General features: G+C 70.1%; 21 protein-coding genes. 15 read left to right on the top strand and 6 right to left on the bottom strand.

What is annotated here, in order from left to right; all coding sequences use genetic code 11:
* The first annotated feature begins 5 nt into the window (after nt 1-5).
* From tsaE to VKZ50_20175, 11 genes are all read left to right on the top strand, one after another.
* Nucleotides 6-515, top strand: a complete 510-nt coding sequence (gene tsaE / locus VKZ50_20225) for a tRNA (adenosine(37)-N6)-threonylcarbamoyltransferase complex ATPase subunit type 1 TsaE (protein ID HLJ62058.1) — start codon at nt 6-8, stop codon at nt 513-515.
* Nucleotides 497-1,276, top strand: coding sequence for a tRNA (adenosine(37)-N6)-threonylcarbamoyltransferase complex dimerization subunit type 1 TsaB (gene tsaB / locus VKZ50_20220; protein HLJ62057.1), 780 nt, complete (start codon nt 497-499; stop codon nt 1,274-1,276). Before tsaE ends, tsaB begins: the two co-directional genes overlap by 19 nt.
* A gap of 2 nt (nt 1,277-1,278) precedes the next feature.
* Nucleotides 1,279-1,827 (top strand): ribosomal protein S18-alanine N-acetyltransferase, encoded by a 549-nt coding sequence (rimI, locus tag VKZ50_20215; protein ID HLJ62056.1) that lies wholly within the window; start codon nt 1,279-1,281, stop codon nt 1,825-1,827.
* A 6-nt stretch (nt 1,828-1,833) separates the two neighbouring features.
* Nucleotides 1,834-2,883 (top strand): tRNA (adenosine(37)-N6)-threonylcarbamoyltransferase complex transferase subunit TsaD, encoded by a 1,050-nt coding sequence (gene tsaD, locus VKZ50_20210; GenBank protein HLJ62055.1) that lies wholly within the window; start codon nt 1,834-1,836, stop codon nt 2,881-2,883.
* A gap of 170 nt (nt 2,884-3,053) precedes the next feature.
* Nucleotides 3,054-3,365, top strand: coding sequence for a co-chaperone GroES (groES, locus tag VKZ50_20205; protein HLJ62054.1), 312 nt, complete (start codon nt 3,054-3,056; stop codon nt 3,363-3,365).
* A 12-nt stretch (nt 3,366-3,377) separates the two neighbouring features.
* Nucleotides 3,378-4,991 (top strand): chaperonin GroEL, encoded by a 1,614-nt coding sequence (groL, locus tag VKZ50_20200; protein HLJ62053.1) that lies wholly within the window; start codon nt 3,378-3,380, stop codon nt 4,989-4,991.
* A gap of 272 nt (nt 4,992-5,263) precedes the next feature.
* Nucleotides 5,264-6,613, top strand: coding sequence for an extracellular solute-binding protein (locus tag VKZ50_20195; protein HLJ62052.1), 1,350 nt, complete (start codon nt 5,264-5,266; stop codon nt 6,611-6,613).
* 24 nt (nt 6,614-6,637) lie between these two features.
* Nucleotides 6,638-7,504, top strand: coding sequence for a sugar ABC transporter permease (locus VKZ50_20190; protein ID HLJ62051.1), 867 nt, complete (start codon nt 6,638-6,640; stop codon nt 7,502-7,504).
* The gene (locus tag VKZ50_20185) at nt 7,501-8,316 is read left to right on the top strand and encodes a carbohydrate ABC transporter permease (protein ID HLJ62050.1); all 816 of its coding nucleotides are present in this window, start codon (nt 7,501-7,503) and stop codon (nt 8,314-8,316) included. Before VKZ50_20190 ends, VKZ50_20185 begins: the two co-directional genes overlap by 4 nt.
* Before the next feature lie 67 nt (nt 8,317-8,383).
* Nucleotides 8,384-9,475, top strand: coding sequence for an ABC transporter ATP-binding protein (locus tag VKZ50_20180; protein HLJ62049.1), 1,092 nt, complete (start codon nt 8,384-8,386; stop codon nt 9,473-9,475).
* A gap of 8 nt (nt 9,476-9,483) precedes the next feature.
* Nucleotides 9,484-10,776, top strand: a complete 1,293-nt coding sequence (locus VKZ50_20175; protein HLJ62048.1) for a trehalase family glycosidase — start codon at nt 9,484-9,486, stop codon at nt 10,774-10,776.
* Nucleotides 10,777-10,863: 87 nt separating this feature from the next.
* Here VKZ50_20175 and VKZ50_20170 read toward each other — a convergent pair whose 3' ends face one another.
* The 6 genes from VKZ50_20170 to fabF all read right to left on the bottom strand — a co-directional run bounded on the left by VKZ50_20170 (nt 10,864) and on the right by fabF (nt 16,903).
* Nucleotides 10,864-11,928: a phosphate--acyl-ACP acyltransferase gene (locus VKZ50_20170; GenBank protein HLJ62047.1), complete on the bottom strand. Its 1,065-nt coding sequence runs from the start codon at nt 11,926-11,928 to the stop codon at nt 10,864-10,866.
* A gap of 109 nt (nt 11,929-12,037) precedes the next feature.
* Nucleotides 12,038-12,805, bottom strand: a complete 768-nt coding sequence (locus tag VKZ50_20165; protein HLJ62046.1) for an SDR family NAD(P)-dependent oxidoreductase — start codon at nt 12,803-12,805, stop codon at nt 12,038-12,040.
* Nucleotides 12,806-12,847: 42 nt separating this feature from the next.
* A complete protein-coding gene (locus VKZ50_20160; GenBank protein HLJ62045.1) occupies nt 12,848-13,693 on the bottom strand; it encodes a CoA-transferase in 846 nt (281 codons plus the stop codon).
* Nucleotides 13,694-13,771: 78 nt separating this feature from the next.
* Nucleotides 13,772-14,635, bottom strand: coding sequence for a CoA-transferase (locus tag VKZ50_20155; protein ID HLJ62044.1), 864 nt, complete (start codon nt 14,633-14,635; stop codon nt 13,772-13,774).
* Nucleotides 14,632-15,441: an SDR family oxidoreductase gene (locus VKZ50_20150; GenBank protein ID HLJ62043.1), complete on the bottom strand. Its 810-nt coding sequence runs from the start codon at nt 15,439-15,441 to the stop codon at nt 14,632-14,634. Before VKZ50_20150 ends, VKZ50_20155 begins: the two co-directional genes overlap by 4 nt.
* Before the next feature lie 133 nt (nt 15,442-15,574).
* Entirely contained in the window at nt 15,575-16,903 is a 1,329-nt protein-coding gene (gene fabF / locus VKZ50_20145; GenBank protein ID HLJ62042.1) for a beta-ketoacyl-ACP synthase II, read from the bottom strand.
* Between the two features lie 138 nt (nt 16,904-17,041).
* Between fabF and purD the strand changes: the two genes are divergently transcribed.
* The 4 genes from purD to purB are packed head-to-tail and all read left to right on the top strand — an operon-like array spanning nt 17,042 to nt 21,551.
* Nucleotides 17,042-18,352 (top strand): phosphoribosylamine--glycine ligase, encoded by a 1,311-nt coding sequence (gene purD / locus VKZ50_20140; GenBank protein ID HLJ62041.1) that lies wholly within the window; start codon nt 17,042-17,044, stop codon nt 18,350-18,352.
* A gap of 11 nt (nt 18,353-18,363) precedes the next feature.
* Nucleotides 18,364-18,906, top strand: a complete 543-nt coding sequence (gene purE / locus VKZ50_20135) for a 5-(carboxyamino)imidazole ribonucleotide mutase (GenBank protein HLJ62040.1) — start codon at nt 18,364-18,366, stop codon at nt 18,904-18,906.
* Nucleotides 18,907-20,193 carry an adenylosuccinate synthase gene (locus VKZ50_20130; GenBank protein HLJ62039.1) on the top strand — a complete coding sequence of 429 codons (1,287 nt, stop codon included), beginning with the start codon at nt 18,907-18,909 and terminating at the stop codon, nt 20,191-20,193.
* The gene (gene purB / locus VKZ50_20125; GenBank protein ID HLJ62038.1) at nt 20,190-21,551 is read left to right on the top strand and encodes an adenylosuccinate lyase; all 1,362 of its coding nucleotides are present in this window, start codon (nt 20,190-20,192) and stop codon (nt 21,549-21,551) included. Before VKZ50_20130 ends, purB begins: the two co-directional genes overlap by 4 nt.
* Nucleotides 21,552-21,573 lie beyond the last annotated feature (22 nt).

Raw genomic sequence — 21,573 nt, 5'->3', positions numbered from 1 at the left:
GCACGATCCGATCCGCGGACACCCACGGGGCGCTGCTCGTCATCCACTCCCGCGCACCCGTCGAGACCCGCGCCGCCGGCGCCGCCCTCGGCGCCGTGTTCCTCCGGCTCGGAGCCCCCGGGGCGGTCGTCGCACTGTGCGGTCCGCTCGGCGCGGGGAAGACCTGCTTCGTCCAGGGCCTTGCGGGCGGCTTGGGGGTGTCGGGAGCCGTGCGGAGTCCGACGTTCGTGCTCGTGCACGAGTACCCCGGCGCCGTGCCACTCTACCACGTCGACCTGTACCGGCTGACGCCCGGAGACCTGGACGCGCTCGGACTCGAGGAGCTCTTCGACGGTCCGGGCGTCACGGCGGTCGAGTGGGCGGGGCACGCGGGGTCCGCGCTGCCGGCCGAGCATCTCCGGATCGAGATGGCCTACGGGCAGGGCGACGACGACCGCGTGCTGCGGATCACCGCCCGCGGTGTACGGCACGGCCGCGTGCTCGAGGAGTTCACAAGATGCGTGTCCTCGGCATAGAGACCGCCACGCCCCTCGCGTCCTGCGCCGTGGTGGACGGGTCGGGCGTGCTCGCGGAGGCCGCGCTCCGCGCGCCGATGCGGCACCTCGAGTGGCTCGCCCCGGCGATCGCCGAGATGCTGCGGGGGCTCGGGATGCGTCCGGCGGAGCTCGAGGGAATCGCGGTGAGCCGGGGCCCCGGCGGGTTCACCGGTCTGCGCATCGGCATCGCCACCGCGGCCGCGTGGGCGCGGGCGCGGCGCACGCCGGTCCTTGGCGTCGACACGCTCGAGGCGCTCGCGCTGGCGGCCGGCGGCCCCGCCGTCGTGCTCGCGGCGCTGGACGCCCACCGCGGGGAGGTGGCCGCGGGGCTCTATCATGTGTCCGCAGCCGGCGCGCCCAGGTGTCTGGTCGCCCCGATCGTGGCGCCGCCGGACGTCGTGACGGCGGAAGTCGCGGCGGTCCTCGACGGCGCGCCGGTAGGGACGGCGGATCCTCCTCCGGTCAGCGAGGCCCACCGGCGGCGCGGCGTCGGGGACCCGGTCCTCATCGTCGGGGACGCGCTCGTCAGGCACGAACAGGCGCTCCTGGACGGACTCGCCGGCCGCGGCGTTCCCGGCGGGCCGCACATGCATCCGCGCGCGGCGGCCGTGGGGCTCCTGGGAAGGCTCCGGTTGCTCGAGGGGGTCCGGGACGATCCGGAGACCCTGCTGCCCGTCTACGGCAGGCGCCCCGCGCTTCGCGAATGGCAGGAAACCCGCGTGCCACCGGGAAACGGGTGACCATGGTTTTGACCAACCAGGTCACGATCGTGCCGATGCGCATGGACGACGTGGCACGGGTGATCGAAATCGAGCAGGCGTCGTTCCCGACGCCCTGGCCGCGGGATGCGTACGCGCACGAGCTGCGTGAGAACCGCCTCGCGTGTTATCTCGTGGCGCGGATGATGCACCAGGTCGTCGGCTACACGGGGATGTGGATCATCCTCGACGAGGCCCACGTGACCACGATCGCGGTCGCCCCCGAGCACCGCCGCCGCCGGATCGGCGAGCGACTTCTGGTGGCATTGCTCGACGAAGCAATGCGGCGGGGCGCGCGGTGGGTGACGCTCGAGGTGCGGAAGACGAACGCCGGCGCTCAGACGCTCTACCGGAAGTATGGGTTCAAGGAGATCGGCGTGCGGCGCGGGTACTACAGCGACAACCGCGAGGACGCGATCGTCATGTGGACCGGGAACGTGTGGGAGCACGCGTTCCAGGCGCGTTTCAAACAGAACCGCGCGGATCTCGAGCGCGACCCGCCTGCGCCGGACCAGGACGCGCCGCCCAGGTAGCACGCCGTGTACGTCCTCGGGATCGAGACCTCGTGTGACGAGACTTCGGCGGCGGTCCTCGCGTGGGACGTCGGCGCCGCCCGGCTGCTCTCCAACATCGTCGCGTCGCAGGTGGATCTGCACGCGCGGTACGGGGGCGTGGTGCCGGAGCTCGCGTCCCGTCGGCACCTCGAGCGGCTCGGGCCGGTCATCGATGAGGCGCTCGAGCAGGCGGGAGTGGGGCTCGCGGGGATCGACGCGATCGCCGTCACCTGCGGCCCCGGTCTCGTCGGCGCGCTCGCGGTCGGCGTTGCGACCGCGAAGGCGCTCGCGCTCTCGCTCGAGCGGCCGCTGATCGGCGTGAATCACCTCGAGGGACACGTCTACGCGAACGTGCTCGAACATCCCGATCTTCCGCTGCCCGCGCTCGTGCTGATCGTGTCCGGATCGCACAGCGATCTGATTCTCTGGACCGGGCACGGCGCGTACCAGGTGCTCGGCATGACGCGGGACGATGCGGCCGGCGAGGCGTTCGACAAGGCCGCCCGCGCGCTCGGGCTGGGGTACCCGGGTGGGCCCGCGATCGATCGCGCCGCCGCGGGGGGGCGGCCCGAGGCCGTGCCGCTGCCTCGACCGTTTCCCGACGCGGACAGTTTCGATTTCTCGTTCAGCGGTCTCAAGACCGCCGTCATGCGCGCCGTCGTCCGGCGCGTCGCCGACGGCGGCGCGCCGTCGGACACCGCCTGGACGTCAGACGCCGCGGCGGCGTTTCAGGAGGCGATCACCGGCGTCCTCGTCGAGAAGAGTGTGCGCGCCGCAACACGGTTCCGTGTGCGGGCGATTGTCGTCGGCGGCGGGGTCGCGGCCAACTCGCGGTTGCGGAGAGGGATGGGAGACGCCGCCTCCGCACTCGGGCTCCCCATGTACGTGCCGTCCCCGATCCTATGCACGGATAATGCGGGGATGATCGCCGCGGCGGGGGCTTACCGCCTCGCCCGCGGCGAGCGCTCATCTCTCCGTCTCGGCGCTTACGCCGGATTGGAGCTCACGGAGCCGGTGCCGGAAACGCAATCATAAACGTGAAATCCACGGCGTGCGAACTCGAACGGTGCCGATTTTCGGCCAACACACCCTGTTTTCGATCGAATTTGATGTTGCCTGGCTTCGGCCTGTTTCCCTATAGTTGGGATAGATTAGCACTCACAATGATAGAGTGCTAAGACTCATCGCATGGAAGGGAGGCTCGTATGAACCTGAAGCCACTGGGGGATCGCATCGTGGTCAAGGTGGTGGCGGAGCTCGAGAAGACGAAGGGCGGGATCGTCCTGCCTGACACCGCCAAGGAGAAGCCGCAGGAGGCCGAGGTCGTGGCCGTCGGTCCCGGCGGACGGAACGAGAAGGGCGACCGCGTGCCGATGGAGGTCAAGGTCGGCGATCGCGTCATCTTCGCGAAGTACTCTGGAACGGAGTTCAAGCAGGACGATGAGGAGTATCTCATCCTGCGCGAGAGCGATGTGCTCGCGATCGTGACCCGCGAGAAGGCCAAGGCGAGGGCCTAAGGGGGAACCTTGATGCCAAAACTGCTGCTGTACGACGAGGACGCGCGACGCGCGCTCGAGCGCGGCGTCAACCGTCTCGCGGACGTCGTGAAGATCACGCTCGGTCCAAAAGGCCGCAACGTCGTCCTCGAGAAGAAGTTCGGCTCGCCGACGATCACCCACGACGGCGTGACGGTCGCGAAGGAGATCGAGCTCTCCGATCCGTTTGAGAACGCGGGCGCCCAACTCGTTCGCGAGGTGGCGACCAAGACGAACGACATCGCCGGCGACGGGACGACGACCGCCACCGTGCTTGCCCAGGCCATCGTCCGTGAGGGCCTCAAGAACGTGGCGGCCGGCGCGAACCCGCTGGCGATCAAGCGCGGGATCGACCGGGCGGTCGAGACGGTCGTGGCGGGACTGCGCGCCCAGGCGAAGCCGGTGGAGACGAAGGACGCGGTCGCTCAGGTGGCGAGCATTTCCGCGCACGAAGAGCAGATCGGCAAGCTCATCGCGGACGCGATGGAGAAAGTCGGCAAGGACGGGGTGATCACGGTCGAGGAGTCGAAGGGGATCGAAACGACCGTCGACACCGTCGAGGGGATGCAGTTCGACAAGGGCTACATCTCGCCGTACATGGTGACGGACCCCGAGAAGATGGAGGCCGTGCTCGAGGATCCGTACCTCCTCATCACCGACAAGAAGATCAGCGCGGTCAAGGACCTGCTGCCGGTGCTCGAGCGGATCGTGCAGCTGAGCCGGCCGCTCGTCGTTATCGCCGAGGACGTCGAGGGCGAGGCCCTGGCGACCCTCGTCGTGAACAAGCTGCGCGGTACCCTCAACGCCATCGCCGTCAAGGCGCCGGCGTTCGGCGACCGGCGGAAGGCGATCCTGCAGGACATCGCGATCTTGACCGGTGGTCAGGTCATCACCGAAGAGCTGGGGTTGAAGCTGGAGAACGTCGAGGTCAACCAGCTCGGTCGCGCGCGGCAGCTCAAGGCCGGCAAGGAAGAGACGATCATCGTCGGCGGTGCTGGGAAGCAATCCGAGATCCAGAAGCGGATCGCTGAGCTGCGCAAGCAGATCGAAGAGACGGAGAGCGACTACGACCGCGAGAAGCTCCAGGAGCGGCTCGGCAAGATGGTCGGCGGAGTCGGCGTGATCAAGGTCGGCGCCGCCAGCGAAACCGAGCTGAAGGAGAAGAAGCACCGGGTCGAGGATGCGCTCAGCACGGCGCGCGCCGCGGTCGAAGAGGGGATCGTGCCGGGCGGCGGGTCCGCGCTCGTCGCGACGCTCGGCGGGCTGGAGAAGCTCAAGCTCGAGGGCGACGAAGGGGTCGGCGTGGACATCGTGCGCCGCGCAATCGAGGAGCCGCTCCGGCAGCTCGCGCGCAACGCCGGCGCGGAGGGATCCCTGATCGTCGAGAAGGTCAAGGCCGGAAAGCCGGGGTGGGGCTACAACGTCCTCACTGGCGAGTTCGTGGACATGTTCAAGGCGGGCATCGTGGACCCGTGCAAGGTGACCCGTTCGGGGTTGCAGAACGCGGCGAGCGTCGGCGCGATGGTGCTCACGACGGAAGTCGTCATCGTCGACAAGCCCGAGGAAGAGAAGGAGAGCACCCCCACCCCGCCGATGCCGCCGATGTAGGCACCGAGGCGGGTGGGGCGGACGGCGCCCCATCGGCAGGGCTGGCGACATGAGCGCGGGGAGATCGTTCGATCTCCCCGCGCTCGCGTGTCCGGGAGCGCGCGCGCCGCCCGGGTGCGACTCTCCCTGGGGTCTCCCGCGGTTACCGAGCGCGCACGACCGCAGGTGTCGGAGCGCTGTCGATCCCGCCGTGGTCGCGGAAGGATTCGCCTCGGGCGGAACGAACCACATCGTGCCACACCACCCGGACCACGTCGGAGAGGGAGATCTCAATGTCCGAGCGGCGGCATCCCGGCAGGCTCACGAGACGACAGTTCATCGCCGCGGGGTCGGCGCTGGTCGGCGCTGCGGCCGCGGCACGGCTGGGCGAACCGGCCGCGCTCGGTGCGGCACCCGCCGAGATCGTGTTCACGACGGACCAGCTGATCCCGATCCAAGAGCAGGAGTGGGCCCGGACGAGTCTGCTCTCCGGGTTCACCAAGGCGACCGGCGTGCCCGTGCGGCTGATCGCCGAGGGCGATGGGCCGTACGTCGATCGGCTGGTGGCCGAGGCCAAGGCGGGGCACGGCACGATCGGCGTCACGGGCGCGCTCCACGGCATCTATCCGATTCTCCTCAGCTCCAACATCGTGCGGGACATGGCCCCCCTTCAGAAGCAGCTGGACGGGATGAAAGACCGCACATTTTACAAGGATCTGCTGAACGCCTCTCACATGGGCGGGATGCAGGCGTTCATCCCGTGGATGCAGGCGACCTATGTCTTCGCGGCTACGAAGGCGTCGCTGCAGTATTTCCCCAAGGGCCGTAACCCGATGCGGATGACGTACGACGACCTCTTCCAGTGGGGACAGGCGATCCAGCAGGCCACCGGGCAGCGCCGGCTCGGGTTCCCGGTCGGCCCGCAGGGGTTGTACGGCCGGTTCATCCACGGCTATGCGTACCCGTCGTTTACCGGCGCCCAGGTCAAGCGGTTCAAGTCTCCCGACGCCGTGGCGATGTGGCGGTACCTCCGGCAGCTCTGGGGCGTTACGCACCCGTCGTCGTTCACCTACGAGTTCATGTACGAACCGCTGCTGCTGGGCGAGGTGTGGGTGGCGTGGGATCACACCGCGCGGTTGATCCCCGCCGTGCGCCAGCGGCCCGACGACTTTGTCATCCTGCCCTCGCCGGCGGGGCCGCGGGGACGGTCGTTCCTCTCGGTGATCGTGGGGCTCTCGATCCCGAAGAACGCCCCGGACCCGGACACAGGGGCGCGCCTGATCGAGTACCTCACCCGGCCGTCGACCCAACTGACCACGCTCGAGGGCGACGGGTTCTTCCCCGTGTCGCCCGAAGTCGCGAAGACCGTGAGCTCGGGGTGGGTGAAGGTCGTCGCGGACGGCGTCTCCGCGCAGGCGGGTGCCCCGGACGCGCACACGGCGCTGCTGCCCGTGGGATTGGGCGCCCGGACCGGCGAGTTCGTCCCGATCTACGCCGACACGTTCAGGCTGATCGCCGTCGAGGGCAAGAACATCCAGGACGTGCTCAACGATCAGGGCCGCAAGCTGGAAGATCTGTACCGAGCGCAAAACGCGGTGTGCCCGCCGCCAGACCCGGCGATCACGCCCTGCAAGCTGGATTAACTGGTTCTCGGCCGCGACGGACCGGTGGCCCGATCCAGGCGAACGGCGTGGCTCCCGTACCTGCTGGTGCTGCCCACGTTGGCGTTCCTTGGCGTGTTCGTCGTCTACCCCATGGTGCAGGCGTTTGTCCTCGGGGTCACCAACGCGCAGACCGGGCGGCTGACGCTCGAGCACGTGCAACGAATGACGTCGGACCTCTACTTCCTTCCCGCGGTCCGCGACACGCTCCTGATCACCGCGATCGCCATTCCCCTGCAGATCGCGCTCGGCCTCGCGATGGCGATGCTGGTCCAGACGCGCTTTGCGGGACACACGATCTTTCTCTATCTCTGCGCGGTGCCGATCGGGATTTCGGATCTTGCGGCCGGGCTGATCTGGCTCTCGATCTTCACGGAACGCGGCTACCTCAACGCCTTGCTGTCCGCGGTCGGCTGGATCTCGCAGCCGGGCCCCTACCTGACCTACGATCAACCGGGCTGGCTGTTCGCGGCGATTCTCCTCACGGAGGTGTGGCGCGCCACGGCGATCGTCATGCTGATCCTGCTGAGCGGCCTGCAGCTGATCCCGAAGGACTATGCGGAGACGGCGCAGGTGTTCGGCGCCAGCCCGTGGCAGACGCTCCGGCACGTGACGCTTCCGCTGCTCCGCGGCAGCCTGCAGACGGCGCTGATCATCCGCACGATCCTCGCGTTTGAGGTGTTCGCGACCGTCATGATGCTGACCGGGCGCCTGGTGCCCGTGCTGGCCGGCGAGTCCTATCTGTGGTACGCGCTGTACCGCAACCCGAACGTGGCGAGCGCCTACGGCACGCTGATCCTCCTGCTTTCGGCCGCGTTCACCTGGACGTATCTGCGCGTGCTCCGGCCGCGGGCCGGCGAGGTACGCGGATGACGTTCCGGCGGTTGGTCGTCTACAGCGCCGTCACGCTCATCGCCGCGTGGGTAGTGTTCCCGCTCGTCCTGATTACCCTCGCCGCGTTCACGCCCCGGGAGGCCCTGTACACGTGGCCGCGCCCGATCTGGCCTACCCGGTTCACGCTCGACACGATGCGGGCCTTCCTGAACTCGACGGACGTCCTCCAGTCCACCTGGAACAGTCTGGAGGTGGCGCTCATGACGATCGGATTCGCGTTCGTCATCTCCGCGCCGACGGCGTACGCGATCGCGCGGTTCCGATTCCGCGGGCGGGACGCCGTGCAGCTGCTGGTGCTGACCACGAAGATGTTCCCGGTCACGATCCTCGCGATTCCGCTGGCGGTCGCGTTCATTCGCTGGGGCCTCTACGACACGCTCGTCGGCGTGGCGCTGGTCCACACCGCGCTCGCCGTACCGTTCGTGATGACGATGGTGACCGGCATCTTCGTGGCGATCTCGTACGAGCTGGAAGAGGCGGCGATGACGCTCGGCAGCAGCCGCCTGCAGGCGGTGCTGCGCATTACGCTGCCGATGGCGCTGCCGGGGTTGGCCGCGGCCGGGATCTTCACCTTTATCATCTCGTGGAACGAGGTGTTCGCGGCCACGATCCTCACGGTCGATCACCGGACGCTCCCGGCGCTGATCCTGAGCGCCGTCATGGGGGGCGGCGGCGGCGCGCCGCTGGACTACCGGTTCGCCGGCGGGTTCTTCATGATCGTGCCTGCCTTGGTGATCATGCTGTTGATCCGCCGCTACCTGTTGACGCTGTGGGGGGTTACAGTCCGCTGATCCCGGGGTGACTCGACGCCCGCGCGGGACGCGCGGGCGCGTGTGTGACAACGGACGGGGTGGTGACGTGGCAGGGGTCGTGCTCGAGCATCTCCGCAAGACGTACGGCAAGGTCGTGGCCGTGGACGATCTCTCCCTGACGGTGAACGACGGGGAGTTCCTGGTGCTCTTGGGGCCGTCCGGATGCGGCAAGACCACGGTCCTGCGGGCCGTGGCGGGCCTTGAAGAGCTGGACGCGGGCCGGATCTTGATCAACGCCCGTGACGTGACCCATCTCGCGCCAGGCAGGCGGCGCATCGCAATGGTGTTCCAATCCTATGCGGTCTTTCCGCACCTCCGTGTCTACGACAACATCGTGTTCGGGCTGCGCATGGGGCGGGTGCCGGCCGACGAGCAACGCCGGCTCGCGCACGACGCCGCCGAGTTGCTGCAGATCCACGATCTACTCGACCGCTACCCAGCGCAGCTGTCCGGCGGGCAGCGGCAGCGGGTGGCGGTCGCGCGCGCGATCGTGATGCGCCCGGACGTTCTCTTGATGGACGAGCCCCTCAGCAACCTCGACGCGCTGCTGCGCCTTCACATGCGGACGGAGCTCAAGCGGATTCACCGGGAGCTGCGTGTCACGACGATGTACGTGACCCACGACCAGGTGGAGGCGCTGAGCCTCGGGGAGCGGATTGCGGTGATGCAGAGCGGCAGGATCGTGCAGAACGACGCCCCTTCGCGGATCTATGATGCCCCGGCCAACCGGTTCGTCGGCGGCTTCATCGGCAACCCGCCGATGAACTTCCTGGAAGGGCGCACGCGGATCGTCGACGGGCGGATGGGCGTTGATGTGGCCGGTGAGGTGCTGCGGCTTCCCGACCGCGCGGCGGCGTCGCTCGCGACGCGCGCGGCCGATACCGTGCTCGCCGGGATCCGGCCGGAGCACATCGCGGTCTCGCCCGCTCCGCATCCGGGCGCCGTCGCTGCGGTCGTCGTGGCGATCGAGCCGCTGGGGTCCCAGAGTCTGCTCACGGCGACGGTCGGCGGGCAGACGCTCAAGGTCTCGGTCTCCGTGGAGTTCCACGCGGACCCAGGGCAACAGGTCTGGCTTCGGATCGACGAGTCGCGCGTCAGGCTCATGGACGCGCAGACCGGCGACGTCATCCGGGTGTAGCAGGCACCGTGGTCGCGACGCCCGATCTCATCCCGCAGGCGCTCGCTGTGTTGCGCCGGAACGACATGGGCGACTACACACGCCCGAGCCCGCGGCTGTACCCGCACCAGTGGAACTGGGACAGCGCGTTCGTGGCGCTCGCCCTCGCGCACCTGGACTGGCCGCGGATGGAGCGGGAGGTCGATGCGCTCCTGGCCGCGCAGTGGGCGAACGGCATGCTGCCGCACATCCACTACAACCCCGGGGTGAGCGGGTATTTCCCCGGGCCGGAGTGGTGGCCGGATGTCCCGGTGCGGCGGGCCGGGGAGCGGACGAGCGGCATCTCCCACCCGCCCGTCCTTCCCACCGCGGTGTACTGGGCGGGCCTCGCGCAGCGGAATGCGGGTGTCCGGCACGCGTGGTGGGCGCGGATCTACGAGGCGTTGCGCGATGCGCTGCGGTTCTTCTCGCGGGACCGCACGGTTGCCGGGTCCCCCCTGATCGTGCTCGTGCATCCCTGGGAAAGCGGGCTCGACAACGCCCCCAGGTGGGACTTTGCCACCCAGGGCGGCTTCCGGCCGTCCCGTGCGTACACCCGGCACGACACCGGGGTCGTGGCGGCGGCGGAGCGGCCCCGCAGCGCCGACTACGACCTCTACCTGTATCTTGTGGAGCTGATCGCCGCGCATCGGTACGAGCTGACCTCGTTCCTGCCGCACACGCCGTTTGCCGTGTACGATGCGCTCTTCAACGCGATCTGGTACCGCGCGGCGCTCGATCTGAACCGTATCGCCGCCGCGCTCGGGCGGTCGGCGGACGTGCCGGCGGAGGAGCTGCGTGCGTTTCGCGACGCCTATCGGGCGGAACTCTGGGACGAGCCGTCCTGTTTGTTTCTGGACTTCGACGTGCGCGCAGGCCGGCGTATCCCCGTGCACACGATCGCCGGTCTCGGCGCGGTCTTTGCCGGGGTGGTCGACGTGCGTGAGGCCAAGGAGATGTACCGGCGATATCGTGATCGGTGCCGGGGGTGTCAGCCGCTCCCGACCGTGCTGCCGGACCAGCCGCAGTTCGAGCCGGCCCGCTACTGGCGCGGCCCCGCCTGGGTTAACACGAACTGGTTTGTCGTCCGCGGGTTGGAGGAGTTGGGGCTCCGGGATGACGCCAGCGCCCTCGCGGATGCGACGATCGATCTCGTGCGCCGGGCCGGATGGTGCGAGTACTTTCACGCGTCGACCGGCGAGGGATTGGGGGGCGGCGATTTCTCGTGGACGGCGGCGTTGGTGGTCGACCTGCTCCTGCGGAAGATTCGGGCATCGGTGTGAGGACGGCGCGGCGTGCGTCGCAGATGAACGGCGCACGCGCACGCTCCCCATGGGACGCCGGTCACCTGGGGCACGAACCGGCTCGGGCTACGTCGCTCCCGATCGGCTGATGCGCCCGCGGGTCTCGGCGAGCGCCGCGCGCAGCTTCTCCACGAACCCGCCGCGCACCGCCTGGACGGCCTGCGCGATCGCGGCCTGGATCGCGGCCCGGTCGGAGGCGCCGTGCGCCATGACGACGTTGCCGCGCACGCCGAGCAACGGCAGGCTGCCCCGTAGGTCGATCGGGTTCGTCCACTCGACGAGCCGGACGGCAAGGGCGTCCAGGCGCTCGGGGGGCAGCGCGTCCTCGAGCTCGCGCCTGAGCCACGCCGCGGTCTCGCGCCCGAGTCCCTCCACGGTCTTCAGGACGGCGTTGCCGACAAACCCGTCGCAGACCACGACGTTCGCCTCGCCAGCCATCAGGTGATGTCCCTCGAGGAGCCCGACGTATCGGAGTCCGCTGCGGCCGAGGAGCTCCGCGGCCTGCTTGACGACCTTGTTGCCCTTGCCGGGTTCGCGGCCGTTGCTGAGCAGGGCCACCGTGGGGTCTGGGACTCCGCCGAACACGCGCATGTACGTCGTGCCCATCACCGCGAACTCGACGAGGTGATGCGCTTCGCAGTCGATCGTGGGGCCGAGATCGATCAGGAACGTGTGCGGATGGATCTCCAAGATCTGCCGGCCGACGCACGCGCGCCGCACGCCCTCGATCATGCCGATCTCACGGATCGCCGCGAGCAGCGTCGGACCGGTGCTGCCCGCGCTGACGGCGGCGTCCGCCCGTCCGTCGTGAACGAGGCGCATCGTCACCGACATCGACGCCTTCGGCATCGCGCGGAGCGTTTGAAGCGGTGGGGCGCCCTCGGGCACGGCGCGGTCGCTCGTGACCACTTCCACGCCGGGGCGCTCGGCCGCATGCGCCGGCGCGGACCCGAGGCGGGCCGCCACATCGGCGGGCAGGAGCGGTGTGATTTCGTCGGGCACGCCGACGAGCAGGACGTGCAACCCGTGCGCGCGCGCGGCCGCGAGCGCGCCCGGGATGATCTCCCGCGGCGCGCGGTCGCCGCCCATGCAGTCGACCGCGACTCGGATCGGAGCGTCTCCGGTCGTCATGGCACGGGCTCCGTCGAGCGGACGCGGGGCGTCGCGGTGCGGCTCGCGCTGGTCCTGTGGATCACTCGTTGCCTCCTTCGCGGCTGGCTGCGGCCTGCGGGAGGCCAGCTCAGACCATCGTCAGCCCGCCGGAGACGCTCAGCACCTGACCGGTGATGTAGCGCGACGCGTCCGTGCAGAAGAACGCGACGGCGTCGGCGATCTCTTCCGCTTGCGCGACCCGGCGCATCGGGATCAATCGGATCATCCGCTCGATCTTCCCGGCGTGCGCGGGGTCGCTCTGGTTCTCGGTCAGGACCGCCGTCTCCGTGGGACCGGGACACACGCAGTTGACACGGACCTGGTACCGGGCCATCTCGCGGGCCAGCGACCGGGTGAGGCTGATCACGCCGCCCTTGGCGGCCGAGTAGATCGCCTCGCCGGCGGTGCCCACGCGCCCGGCGTCGCTCGCCACGTTCACGATCGTCCCGCCGCCGTGCGCGACCATCCACTCGAGCGCGACCCGGCTGCAGAACACGGTGCTCCAGAGGTTCGCGTCCACGACGCGGCGCCAGTACGACTCATCTTCGTCGAGGAACGCGCTCGTGAGCGTCCACCCGGCGTTGTTGATCAAGATCTCGATCCCGCCGAGCGCGCGCGTGGCGCTCTCGATCGCGGCGCGGCAGGCGTCGAAGGTCGTGAGGTCGGCGGGAACCGCCGCGGCCCGCACGCCCCGCTCCCGGAGTTCGGCGGCGACGCCGGCGATCTCCCGCTCGGTCCGGGAGACGACCGCGACGTCGGCACCCAGCGCGGCCAGCTTGAGCGCGGTCGCTCGTCCGATGCCCCGTCCGCCGCCGGTGACGATCGCGCGGCGGCCCGCGAGCGAGGCGTCGGTCACAGCACGCATCTCCTCAGCGCGGCGTGCTCGCCGGCGCGCGCGTCACTGCCGGCGGCGCGGCCAGGCGGCGTGCAGCGCCTGACGCTCGCGCTCGTAAATGACGGCGAACTTCTCCGCCGCCTCCTTGCCGGACAGGAGCTCGAGCTTGCGTACCTCGAGCGGGTCGGCCGCGTGGATGATGGCGATCTGTTCCGCGGTCGGCGGTTCCGTGGTGGGGATGCCGGCCCCGAGCTCGATCGCAAACCCGGTGGCCTCGCGCACCGCGTCGGGGCTCACCCCTGGGTGCAGGCTCCGCACGACCATCCGGCCGGAGTCGGGGTTCCAGCCGAACACGCCCAGGGGGGTGACGAGACAGGTCGGCGCACCAGCCGCGCCGAGTGTCTGGCGGCGCTCGGGGTTGTAGCCGGCGCCGCTGATGAAGTCCACGCGCTCCACGACAGCGCGCGGCGAGTGTTGGGTCAGATAGTACAGGCCCTGGGAGAGATGGCTCGTGTCTTCCGGGATCCCCCGCGCGCCGACCAGCGCGACCTTCGGCTTCTCCCACGGGCCGATCACGGAGATGTTGACGTTGCCGTACTGGTCGATCTGCGCCGGGTTGATCCAGATGCGGAACCGGTCGGTGAAGATGGCGTCGAAGATGTCCTCCATCGTGAGCGGGATCGCCCGCTGGTTCTCGGTCAGGAACTGGCCGAGCGAGAGGGTGGGAAGGGGTACCGCATCCATGCCCGATTCCGGCGTCGAGAGCACCGCCAGGTCCGGCGCATGCGTGCTTCGCGCCAAGTGCGCCGCGAGCGATCCAAACGCGGTCACGGAGCTGACCAGCAGCTCGCCGCGCAGCTCCCGCGACATGCACGTGATGATCAACTCGTCGATGGTGTAGTCGGTCATCGCCGATTCCCCCCTCGCTGCATCGCTTGCGTCCGGTGCGTGCGGCCGAGGCCCGTGCGGGGCGTCGACCGCGGCGCGCTACACTCGCAGCCGCTCCCCCAGCGTGTGCTCGCCGCCGAGCGCGCGCACGTACTCCCGGTGACTCACGTAGACGTAGCGCTCCAGGTACTCGTGCCACCCCGTGCCGTCGCGCGCGGCGGCCAGGTACTCCTGCACGTGCTGGAGGTCCGCCCGGTACTCGGGCGCGCACCCGGTCAGGTGGGCGCCCCACGGGGCTTCGACGACGCCGGTCACCATTGTCCGGAAGATGTGCACGTCGCGCCCGTAGGTCTGCAGACGCTCGGGGAGCAGGATCTGCTCCGCGGACAGGAACGTCTTGCGCGCGGCTTTCGCGCACAGCGCATCCATGTGTCCGTCGCCGAGCACGACGCCGTTCCCCTGGGGATCGGCGAGGTTCACGTGCAGTAGCGCGACGTCGGGGCGCAGGGCCGGGACGGCGACGAGCGTCTCGCCGGCGAACGGATCCTGGATCGTTTTGAACGCCGTGTTGACCCGCAGCACGTCGGTGCCGAGCGTGGAGTGGGTGGGCAGGAACGGCACGTGTTTGATCGTCGCGTCCAGCCCCGCCATCACGGTGTACTCTGTCCACTCCTGGAACTTGACGGTACCCTCCTGCCGGGCCCGGCGAAAATGCGGCGCCAGCCCCATCACCTCGAACCCGACGAACGCAAAGATGACCTCGGCGACCTTGCCCATGCCGAGCAGCAGATCCACCTCGGGCCCGCCGACGTTGACGATGATGCGCAGGTCGCGGCGATCGCTTCGGGCGAGCGCCCGCACCAGCGCCATCGGCTTCCGGGAGAGCGAAGAGCCGCCGATCGCGACTGTCGCCCCGTCCGGGATCTGCGCGATCACGTCCTCGGTACTCATCACCTTGTTCATGCGCGCGCCTCCCCTTGTCGGCGGAACACTTCGAACGGCGCCGAGACCAGCCCGAGGCCGCCGTCGACCACGATCGTCTGCCCCAGGACGTAGCGCGCGCCGGGGCTGCACAGGAACGCGACCACCGCCGCCACGTCCTCGGGCGTGCCCATCCGGCCCCGCGGCGTGAACGACGAGACCACGCGGTCGAACTCCGCAAACCGATCGCCGCCGTAGAACTTCGCGGAGTCCGTGGCAATCACACCCGGGCTGACGCAGTTCGCCGTGATGCCACGCCCCGCGAGCTCGTAGGCGAGGTAACGGGTCCACGTCTCCATCGCGGCCTTCGCCGACGCCAGGATCGCGTAGTGCGGCAGCATCTCGACGGTGCCCTGTCCGCCGATCGTCACGATCGCCCCTTCGCGTCCCTGCATCAAGGGGACCGCCCGCTGGACGCAGAGCACAAGCGACCGCACGATCAGATCGAACGTGCGCTGGAGATGGTGCGGTTTGGCGTCGAGCGTGGTCTTGAACGCCGTGGCCGCGTGGTTGGCGACGAAGAAGTCGAGCGCACCGAGCTGCGACGCGACCTCGTCGAAGAGCCGGTCGATCTCCTCCGGTTTCTCCAGGTCGGCCCCGACGGCGAGCGCGCGGCGGCCGCGGCCAACGATCCCGTGGGCCACCTCCTCGGCGAGGACTTTGTTGCGGTGGTAGTGGACCACGACGTCCGCGCCGCCTCCGGCAAGCGTTTCCGCCGTCGCCCGGCCGATCCCACGGGAGGCGCCCGTGACGAGCGCAATCCGTCCCGCAAACGTTCCGTCGAACACGGCTTCGCCCCCTCTTGTCTGCGTCTCAGGACCGCCCCGGGCGCCGCGACGGCGCGGGAGGGACCCTGGAAGATCGTCGGGTCGAGGGACGAGGGAATCTCGAGATGCAGTTCGGTGGCGCGGGCGGCCGGTCCTACCGCTCCAGGGCGCGGACCGCGACGACGCAGTTCTGACCGCCGAACCCGAACGCGTTCGCGACGGCGAGCCGCACGTGCGCGCGGCGCGCGATGAGGGCGACATAGTCGAGGTCGCAGACGGGGTCCGCGTGGTCGAGGTTGATCGTGGGGGGAATCTCACCCGTGTGGATCGCGAGCACGCCAACGAGGGCCGCGAGCGCGCCCGCCGCGCCGATCAGATGGCCGACCATGCTCTTCGGGGCGCTGACCGGGGTCGTCCGCGCGCGGGCTCCGAGCGCCTGCTTGATGGCGACGGTCTCGGCGATGTCGTTGAGCGGCGTCCCGGTGCCGTGGGCCACCACGAGGTCGACCTCCTCCGCGCTCGCGCCGGCGCTGTGCAGCGCCTGGCGGATCGCGCGCGCCGCGACGTCGCCGTCGCGGCGCGGCGCGGTTTCGTGGTAGGCGTCGCTCGTCAGCGCGGCGCCTGCGAGCTCGGCGTAGATGCGCGCCTCGCGGCGTCTCGCCACGTCCTCCCGCTCGACCAGAAACACCACGGCGCCCTCGCCGTACACGAACCCGTCGCGATCCCGATCGAACGGCCGGCTCGCCTGCGCCGGCGCGTCGTTGCGCGTGCTGAGCGCGCCGAGCGAGCACAGTGCGGCCCACACCGACGGGGTGAGCGCCGCTTCGGTGCCTCCGGCGAGCACGTAGTCGGCGTCGCCGTCGAGGATCCACCGGCGGGCCTCGGCGAGCGCGATCGCCCCGCTGGCGCACGCGCCGACGGACGTGTTGGACGGTCCCCGGATGCCGAAGTGAATGCTGACGGCGGACGACGCCATGTTCGCGATCAGCATCGGAAGCAGGAACGGCGTGACCCGGTCGGGTTCGCCGCCATAGAGGTGCGGCGCTTCGGCGTCGATCACGTCGATCCCGCCGAGTGCGGTCGCCACCGTCACCCCGACGCGATCGAGGAGATCATCCGTGAGCGTGAGGGCGCCGTCGCGCAGCGCTTCGTGGGCCGCCGCGATCGCGAACTGCGCGAACCGGGCGGTCCGGCGCGCCCGCTTGCGGGTGAGAACGGACAGCGGGTCAAACCCGGGCACGTCCGCCGCGATCCGAACGGGGTAGCGCGAGGCGTCGAAGCGAGTGAGCGGACGAACCCCGCTTTGACCCGCCAGGAGATTGGCCCACGTTTCGGGAGCCGACAGCCCCACAGGCGTGAGCGCTCCAATCCCTGTAATGACGGCGCGTACCGCGAGGCCTCCGAGCGAGACGTGGTGCAACCTTCGCCACGGTGTCTGGGTTTCCTTGCCGTCGGCAATGGCCGGAGGCGAAAACACGAACATTCAAAATGCATCTTGGCACATCGTATAGGCTATGCTATAGTCTGCATGGACCCAGTCGCACTATTCTCCGTTGCAGCGACCGGAAAACACGAACATTTCCGTGGTGAGACCATCTCATCGCACGGGATGGCAACCTCGATGAAGGTTCTCGTGGTGGGTTCTGGGGGTCGGGAGCATGCCCTGGCGTGGGCTCTCGGGCGCAACGGAACCGCGACAGTCTTCTGCGCCCCGGGCAATCCCGGTATCTCCGAAGTCGCGACCTGCGTCCCGACCGCCGTTCTCGACCTCGACGCTCTGGCCAACGACGCGGAGCGGCTGGGTGCCGATCTCACGATCGTGGGGCCGGAGGCACCGCTTGCCGCCGGGTTGGTCGACACGTTCACCGCGCGCGGGCTCCGGGCCTTTGGGCCCACTCGGGCGGCGGCCGCGCTCGAAGGCAGCAAGATCTTCATGAAGACCCTGTGTGCGCGGTACGAGATTCCGACGTCTCCGTTCCGCGTCTTCGAGAACGGTGCTGCGGCCGCGGAGTACGTCCGCCGGGCCGGGCGGCCGCTGGTGATCAAGGCCGATGGACTCGCCGCCGGCAAAGGCGTGGTCGTCGCGGAGGACCCCGGCGACGGGGTGGCGGCGGTCGAAGCCATGATGATGGAACGGCGCTTCGGCGATGCGGGCACGCGCATCGTCGTCGAGGAGGTGCTGGCCGGTGAGGAGGTTAGCGTCTTCGCGGTCTGCGACGGCGTCCACCTCGTGCCGCTGATCGCGGCGCAGGATCACAAACGCCTCGCCGAAGACGACCGCGGCCCGAACACCGGCGGGATGGGAGCCGTCGCGCCGGCGCCTCAGGTGACCGCGGACACGCTGGATCGCGTCGTCGACGAGATCCTGGCGCCGACGCTCTGGGCGATGGCGCAGGAGGGACGTCCGTACCGGGGGGTGCTGTTCGCGGGCATCATGCTGACCCCGGACGGCCCGCGCGTGCTGGAGTTCAACGTCCGGTTCGGCGATCCGGAAGCGCAGGTGTTGCTCGCGCTGCTGGAGTCCGGGCTGCTGGAGATGGCGGAGGCGGCGTTGGGCGGCCGCGTCGACCGCCTGGCGCCGAGGTGGCGGCCGGGGGCTGCGGTGTGCACGGTGCTGTGCGCCGACGGCTATCCGGAGCGTCCCCGGGGCGGCGATGTGATCACCGGGCTCGACCGCGCGGCGTCCGAGCCGCACACGCTGGTCTTCCACGCCGGCACCGCGGTGCAACACGGGCAGATCGTCACGGCGGGCGGGCGCGTGCTCAACGTCGTCGCGACGGGCGAAACGCTCGACGAGGCGCGGCGGCGCGCGTACCGGGCCGCGGACGCGATCAACTACGACGGCAAGCTGCTGCGCCGGGACATCGGCGCACGGGCGGCGGGCGCGGATGCGCGCGGGCGTGCGGCGGCGGTCCCGTCTCAGACCGGCTGAGGAGGCTCGAGATGACCACAACGGCGGACACGCGGGCGCGCGTCGCAATCGTCGTCGGGAGCGACTCCGACCTTCCCGTGATGCAGGAAGCCGGACGCGTGCTGACTGAATTCGGCGTCTCCTACGATCTGACGATCGCCTCGGCCCATCGGTCGCCGGATCGCGTCGAGCGGTACGTGGCCGAGGCCGAGCAGCGCGGGATCCAGGTGGTGATCGCCGGTGCGGGGGCGGCGGCGCACCTGGCCGGGGTGATCGCGGCGCGGACGGTGCTGCCGGTGATCGGCGTGCCCCTCGCGGGCGGCGCCCTCGGCGGGATGGACGCGCTTCTGTCCACCGTGCAGATGCCTGGCGGCGTCCCCGTGGCCACGGTCGCGATCGGCGGAGCGCGGAACGCCGCGCTGCTGGCCGTGCAGATTCTCGGCGTGGCCGAACCGGCGCTTCGCGAGCGGTACCGGGCGCACAAGGCGAAACTGGCCGCGCAGGTCGAGGAGAAGGCCGCGCGTCTCGGCGTCTCGTCGGAGGCAGGCATGGTCCCGCCCAGGGAGGCGCGATAGATGCCGGTTACCGCAGTCGTCGGCGCCCAGTGGGGCGACGAGGGCAAGGGCAAGGTGATTGATACCCTGGCTGCCCACGCGGACGTCGTCGTCCGCTACAACGGGGGCAACAACGCCGGGCATACGATCCAGAACGAGCACGGGACGTTCCGGCTCCACCTGTTGCCCTCGGGCATTTTCCATCCCGCGGCGCAGTGTGTGATCGGCCCCGGCGTCGTCGTGAACCCCGACGTGCTGCTCGCCGAGGTCGAAGAGGTGGAGCGCGTGGGGATGCCGACCGTCGGTCGGCTGTGGCTCGACGAGCGCGCCCATCTGGTGTTTCCGCACCACATCGTCATGGACGAACTGGAGGAGGCGGCCCGCGGCGGCGCCCCGCACGGCACGACGAAGCAGGGGATCTGGCCGGTGTACAGCGACAAGACGGCGCGCATCGGCATCCGCGTCGGGGACCTCCTAGAGGAGGCGCACCTCGCGGAGCAGGTCCGGTTCGTCGCCGCGCGCAAGACCGCGCTGTTCCGCGGCGTGTACCGGCACGAGCCTGTCGAGGCCGCGACGATGCTGGCCGCGTGCGCGCGTTGGGCCGGACGGCTGCGCCCGTACATTACAGACAGTCATCCCGTGATGCAGGAGGCGCTGCGCGCCGATCGGATGATCCTGCTCGAGGGCCAGCTCGGCGTGATGCGCGATCTCGACTGGGGGCTCTATCCGTTCGTGACGTCGTCGACGACCCTGCCCGGCGGGGCGTCGTCCGGGGCGGGGATCCCGCCGTACCGCATCACGCGCGTCCTCGGGGTCGCCAAAGCGTACACGACCGCGGTGGGGTCGGGCCCCATGCCGACGGAGCTGCACGACGAGACGGGCGAACGGCTCCGCGAGCTGGGGCAAGAGTACGGGGCCACCACCCGCAGGCCGCGGCGGTGCGGATGGTTCGACGGGGTGGCAGCCCGGTTTGCGGCGGAGGTGGCGGGGTTCACGCACCTGGCCATGATGAAGCTCGATATTTTCGACACCTTCGACGCCGTGCGGATCGCGGTCGCCTACCGGCTCGACGGGCGCACCGTTCACACCGTTCCGCACACCGCCGCGATGGCCCGCGTCGAGCCCGTGTACGAAGAGCTGCCCGGGTGGCGCGCGTCAACGCAGGGCGCCCGCCGGCTGACCGATCTGCCGGTCGAGGCGCGAGCTTTCCTGCGACGGATCGAGGAGATCGTGGGCGTGCCGATCTCGATGGTCGGGGTCGGGGCGGGGCGGTCGGACGTGATCTTCACGCAGGAGGGGCTCGCATGATCCCGCGCTACACCTCGCCGGAGATGGCGGCGTTGTGGAGTCAGGAGACCAAGTTCAACACCTGGCTGGAGATCGAGCTGCTCGCGGCGGAAGCCCAGGCGGCGCTGGGGCTCGTCCCCGGTGACGCGGCCCGGCGCCTGCGCGAGCGTGCGCGCGTGACGAGCGCGGTGCGGATCGACGAGATCGAGGAGAAGGAGACCCGGCACGACGTCGTGGCGTTCCTGCGCGTCGTCGGCGAAACGGTCGGCGAGGACTCGAGGTTCCTGCACAAGGGGCTCGGGTCGTCCGACGTCGTCGACACCGCGCTGTCGGCGCTGATGGTCCGCGCGGCGGACATCCTCGAGGCGGGGCTCGAGGGGCTCCGCGCGGCGCTGGGGACGCTCGCGCGCGCCCACCGCCACACCGTGATGGCGGGGCGTACGCACGGCGTCCAGGCAGAGCCGATCACGTTCGGCCTTAAGGCGGCGCTGTGGTACGCCGAGGTCGGACGGGGGATCGACCGGCTGCGGCGCGCCCGCGACGTGATCGCGGTCGGGAAGCTGTCCGGCGAGGTCGGGACGTTTGCGCACAACCCGCCGGAGGTGGAGGCGTTCGTGTGCGAGCGGTTGGGGCTGCGCCCGGCGCCCGTCTCCTCGCAGGTGCTGCAGCGGGACCGGCACGCGGAGTATGTGGCGCACCTGGCCGTCGTCGCGGGGACGCTCGAGAAGATCGCGACCGAGATCCGCACCCTGCAGCGCACCGAACTGCGCGAGGCGGAGGAGCCGTTCCGCGCCGGCCAGACCGGGTCGTCCGCGATGCCGCACAAGCGGAACCCGATCATCTGCGAACGCGTCGCGGGGCTCGCGCGCGTCGTCCGCGGCTACGCGACGTCGGCGCTTGAGGACATCGCGCTGTGGGGTGAGCGGGACATCACCCACTCGTCGGTGGAGCGTGTGATCGTGCCCGACGCCACGACGGTGCTCGACTACATGGTCCGGAAACTCACCGCCGTCATCGCGGGTCTGCGCGTCTACCCCGAGCACATGCGGGCCAACCTCGAACGGACCGGGGGCCTGGTGTTTTCCCATCGGGTGCTCCTGGCGCTGCTCGACAAAGGGCTCGGTCGGGACGAGGCGTACCGGATCGTGCAGTCGGCGGCGATGCGGGCGTGGGACAGCGGCGGGTCGTTCCGCGACCTCGTCCGGGCGTCGGGTGCCTTGACCGACGCCGAGTTGGCGGCCTGCTTCGACCCGGCCTACGCCGTGCGGCACATCGACGCCATCTTTGCGCGCGTCGGGCTCGACGCGGTCGCCCCGGCCGCACCACCCGGGCCCGATCGCCCGGCACACGCCGGCCGCCAGGGCACCGGGCGGCCGTGACCCGCGGCGACGGGCCGCGGGC

The organism is bacterium (genome assembly GCA_035295165.1).
GTDB lineage: Bacteria > Sysuimicrobiota > Sysuimicrobiia > Sysuimicrobiales > Segetimicrobiaceae > JAJPIA01.
Note: the sequence above shows the minus strand (reverse complement) of the source record. Positions and strands in the feature narration are given on the sequence as shown.

Excerpts from the sequence above, each read along its gene's own strand:
- VKZ50_20155 (HLJ62044.1), bottom strand. The coding sequence starts at position 14,635 with ATGAACAAGGTGATGAGTACCGAGGACGTGATCGCGCAGATCCCGGAC.
- groL (HLJ62053.1), top strand. The coding sequence starts at position 3,378 with ATGCCAAAACTGCTGCTGTACGACGAGGACGCGCGACGCGCGCTCGAG.
- purB (HLJ62038.1), top strand. The coding sequence starts at position 20,190 with ATGATCCCGCGCTACACCTCGCCGGAGATGGCGGCGTTGTGGAGTCAG.
- purE (HLJ62040.1), top strand. The coding sequence starts at position 18,364 with ATGACCACAACGGCGGACACGCGGGCGCGCGTCGCAATCGTCGTCGGG.
- VKZ50_20130 (HLJ62039.1), top strand. The coding sequence starts at position 18,907 with ATGCCGGTTACCGCAGTCGTCGGCGCCCAGTGGGGCGACGAGGGCAAG.
- purD (HLJ62041.1), top strand. The coding sequence starts at position 17,042 with ATGAAGGTTCTCGTGGTGGGTTCTGGGGGTCGGGAGCATGCCCTGGCG.
- fabF (HLJ62042.1), bottom strand. The coding sequence starts at position 16,903 with ATGTTCGTGTTTTCGCCTCCGGCCATTGCCGACGGCAAGGAAACCCAG.
- VKZ50_20170 (HLJ62047.1), bottom strand. The coding sequence starts at position 11,928 with ATGACGACCGGAGACGCTCCGATCCGAGTCGCGGTCGACTGCATGGGC.
- VKZ50_20160 (HLJ62045.1), bottom strand. The coding sequence starts at position 13,693 with ATGACCGACTACACCATCGACGAGTTGATCATCACGTGCATGTCGCGG.
- VKZ50_20185 (HLJ62050.1), top strand. The coding sequence starts at position 7,501 with ATGACGTTCCGGCGGTTGGTCGTCTACAGCGCCGTCACGCTCATCGCC.
- tsaB (HLJ62057.1), top strand. The coding sequence starts at position 497 with ATGCGTGTCCTCGGCATAGAGACCGCCACGCCCCTCGCGTCCTGCGCC.
- groES (HLJ62054.1), top strand. The coding sequence starts at position 3,054 with ATGAACCTGAAGCCACTGGGGGATCGCATCGTGGTCAAGGTGGTGGCG.
- rimI (HLJ62056.1), top strand. The coding sequence starts at position 1,279 with ATGGTTTTGACCAACCAGGTCACGATCGTGCCGATGCGCATGGACGAC.
- VKZ50_20195 (HLJ62052.1), top strand. The coding sequence starts at position 5,264 with ATGTCCGAGCGGCGGCATCCCGGCAGGCTCACGAGACGACAGTTCATC.